4 protein-coding genes are annotated in these 3425 nt (G+C 33.7%); 1 reads left to right on the top strand and 3 read right to left on the bottom strand.

Annotation, left to right across the window (positions count from 1 at the left end; all coding sequences use genetic code 11):
• A partial coding sequence (locus B9P78_RS10435) for a hypothetical protein (protein ID WP_233487877.1) occupies positions 1 to 244 on the top strand: 244 nt, incomplete at its 5' end.
• A 510-nt stretch (positions 245 to 754) separates the two neighbouring features.
• On the opposite strand, the gene B9P78_RS09360 is transcribed toward B9P78_RS10435, so the two are convergent.
• The 3 genes from B9P78_RS09360 to B9P78_RS09370 are packed head-to-tail and all read right to left on the bottom strand — an operon-like array spanning position 755 to position 3125.
• Positions 755 to 2098, bottom strand: a complete 1344-nt coding sequence (locus tag B9P78_RS09360; protein ID WP_094519163.1) for a glucose-6-phosphate isomerase — start codon at positions 2096 to 2098, stop codon at positions 755 to 757.
• A 25-nt stretch (positions 2099 to 2123) separates the two neighbouring features.
• The gene (locus B9P78_RS09365) at positions 2124 to 2510 is read right to left on the bottom strand and encodes a CvfD/Ygs/GSP13 family RNA-binding post-transcriptional regulator (protein ID WP_094519164.1); all 387 of its coding nucleotides are present in this window, start codon (positions 2508 to 2510) and stop codon (positions 2124 to 2126) included.
• A 21-nt stretch (positions 2511 to 2531) separates the two neighbouring features.
• Complete coding sequence (locus B9P78_RS09370; RefSeq protein ID WP_094519165.1) at positions 2532 to 3125, bottom strand: peptidylprolyl isomerase; 594 nt, start codon at positions 3123 to 3125, stop codon at positions 2532 to 2534.
• Positions 3126 to 3425: the final 300 nt, after the last annotated feature.

Consider the following 3425-nt stretch of genomic DNA (forward strand, 5'->3'; position numbering starts at 1 on the left):
TGAGCCAGGATCAAACTCTCATGAAAGTTTTCATGAGCTTGATTGCTCATTAAAGTTTGCTGACTTATTTATAGTAGTTCTCACTACTTTAGTAACTTTCGTTACTGAATTGTTGGTTTCAATCTTACCGATTGAACACCTACACAATTTGGTTCGTCTTCTTTGTTCAGTTTTCAAAGGTCTATCTCGTTGCCTTGCAGCAACTCTTACATTATATCATCTTCATTTAACAAATGTCAAGTAAAAAATAAAATGTTTTTTTCATTGACTTAATTGCTGATGAATCAGCTTTAATATCATATCATTTCTAACTATCTATTGTCAACATCTTTTTGAAATATTCTTCTCTAAGAACGTTGATAACTCGCTAGTTACGACTATATGAGTTTACCATTTCAATGTGGTAATCGTCAATAGTTTTTTGAAACTTTTTTGTTGCCCTCTTCCTATGAATGAGGCAACTAATAAATAATAGCATTTACTAATATTTATTGTCAACAGGAATTTTGAAATATTTTAAACTCTTATCCCTTAGGAACTTATTGCCCCGAATCGACAAGATTTATAATACCAACATTTCTATTTTAGGTCAATAGTATTTTTGAAGTTTTTAAAAAAAATCCTATTAGCTCAGGCCTAAATATTTGTATTAAAATTAGCTCCTGTTCTATTAAATGCTCACTAGTATTCATTCATAAGTATGAAAAAAGCCGGAGTCAAATACTCCGACTTTCTCATGATATGTGTAAATGAATTATAAGCGTTTGTTTAATGCTTCAGCTAATTCTTCAAAGCCTGGTTTTCCAAGTAAAGCAAACATATTTTTCTTGTATGCTTCAACGCCCGGTTGGTTAAATGGATTAATGCCATTTAAATAACCAGAGATAGCAACTGCAATTTCAAAGAAGTAAATCATGTACCCTAATGAATATGCATCCATTTCAGGAATAGTTAATACAAAGTTAGGTACATCACCATCAGTATGAGCTAACACTGTACCTTGGAAAGCTTTTGTATTCACGAAGTCTACATCTTTACCTTCTAAGTATCCTAGTCCATCTAAGTCTTCATCAAATGCCGGAATTTCAATTGATTTAAGTGGTTTGTCCACTTTAACAACTGTTTCAAACAAGTTACGTTGACCTTCTTGAATATATTGGCCTAGTGAATGTAAATCAGTTGTAAAGTTTGCACTTGAAGGGTAAATGCCTTTACCATCTTTACCTTCAGATTCCCCAAATAATTGTTTCCACCATTCAGAGAAGTATTGCATTCTTGGTTCATAGTTGATTAATAATTCTGTTACTTTACCTTTACGATATAACACATTACGTAACGCTGCATATTGGTACGCTTCATTTTTTTCTAAGTCTGCGTCTGAGTATTCTTCCATAGCGTCCGCTGCACCTTGCATTAAGGCATCAATATCTGCACCTGAAACTGCGATTGGTAATAAACCTACTGGTGTTAAAACTGTAAAACGTCCACCAACAGCATCTGGAATTACGAATGATTCATAACCTTGAGCATCTGCTTCAGATTTTAAAGCCCCATTTGCTTTATCTGTAGTAGCATAAATACGGTTTTTAGCTTCTTCTCCATATTTTTCTTCTAATAATTTTTTGAAAATACGGAATGCGACTGCTGTTTCAGTTGTAGTTCCTGATTTAGAAATAACATTAACTGAGAAATCACGATCACCAATTGCTTCAATTAATTCTGCTAAGTATGTTGAACTTAAGCTGTTACCTGCAAAGAAAATTTGTGGTGTTTTACGTTCTTCTTTTGTTTGAAGATTAGAGAAGGTATGAGATAAGAAATCAATTGCAGCTTTAGCACCTAAGTAAGAACCACCAATACCTAAGACAACTAAAACGTCTGAATCAGATTGAATTTTTGCAGCCGCTTTTTTAATACGTGCATATTCTTCTTTATCATAATCACGTGGTAAATTAACCCATCCTGTAAAGTCACTACCTGCTCCAGTACCTTCTCTTAAGATTGTATCTGCAGCTGTAACTAATGGTTGCATTTGTGTTAATTCGTGTTCCGCGATAAATTGGTTAGTTTTACTATAGTCAAATTTGATATGTGCCATTTTACTACCCCTTTTTATACTAAAATTATTTTGTTGCCATTTTTGTTAATGCTTCCTCAATCCACATTGGCATTTTTTCCTCTATAGAGGAAAAACCAATTTTGGGCGCATGCCGTTTTTTAGGCCATGCATTCTTAGCTGGTTTATTCGATATCGCGAGTTTTTTTAGTGCACGAATGGATAAACTCATTTTACTTGTATACTCATCAATATCGATGATTTTAACAGTTAGTGTATCACCAATGTTAAATTTATCTTCTACGTTATTAACATAACCATGATTAATTTCAGATATGTGAACTAGGCCTTGATGTTCTTCGTCCAATTGAACAAACACACCATAGGGCTGCAAACCAGTTACTTGACCTTCAACTACGTCACCGATGTGGTAAGGAAAATCCTTTGTTGTCATGAAGGTTCGTCCTCTCGTTAACTAATCTTGATCGTTTTCAAAAGTAATGTTTGTAATCACTACTTCTTCTAAAGGTTTATCAGACGCATTACGTGGTTGGTTTTCGATATCATAAACAACTTCCATACCTGAAACTACTTGTCCAAATACAGTATGTTTTTGGTCTAACCAAGGTGTCCCACCATTCTCACTGTATGCTTCAATAATTTCTTCTGGCCAACCACCTGCTTTTAATTGACCAAGCATTTGTGCTGGGACTTGTTTAGCAGTTACCACAAAAAATTGCGATCCATTTGTATTTGGTCCTGCATTGGCCATTGAAAGAGCCCCATTAAGGTTGAATAATTCTAAGTTAAATTCATCTTCGAATTTTTCACCATAAATACTAGAACCACCCATACCAGTTCCTGAAGGGTCGCCACCTTGAATCATAAAGTCAGGAATTACACGGTGGAAGATTACCCCATTATAATAACCTTGTTTACCAAGGGTTACGAAGTTTTCTACAGTTTTAGGTGCTAATTCAGGGAATAGGGCTACTTGGAACGAACCTTTATTCGTTTCAATTGTTGCTTTCAATTGTGTATCTTTAATATCTAATTGTGGATAAGTCATTTTCTGCCTCCTAATTATTTCTATGATTATTGTAACAAATACTAGGGAAAAATTCTTCACTTAATCACCGAAACTAGGTAATCTTTAAAAATTACACTATTTTATATCATTTTAATCGAAACATTTTCCGTATCCTTCTTTTTCATGATATTATTAGGCTAAAACATTCTAAGGAGATTAAGTCCATATAATTGTGTAAAAAGAAAAAGAGCCATTAACCTGACTCCTGTATAATTGTATTTACCACAAAACAATATATGGAGGTTAGGTAATGACTCAACTAAATTTTACAATAAATTC

The sequence above is a fragment of the Aerococcus sp. 1KP-2016 genome (genome assembly GCF_002252085.1).
Lineage (GTDB): Bacteria > Bacillota > Bacilli > Lactobacillales > Aerococcaceae > Aerococcus.

Excerpts from the sequence above, each read along its gene's own strand:
- B9P78_RS09360 (WP_094519163.1), bottom strand. The coding sequence starts at position 2,098 with ATGGCACATATCAAATTTGACTATAGTAAAACTAACCAATTTATCGCG.
- B9P78_RS09365 (WP_094519164.1), bottom strand. The coding sequence starts at position 2,510 with ATGACAACAAAGGATTTTCCTTACCACATCGGTGACGTAGTTGAAGGT.
- B9P78_RS09370 (WP_094519165.1), bottom strand. The coding sequence starts at position 3,125 with ATGACTTATCCACAATTAGATATTAAAGATACACAATTGAAAGCAACA.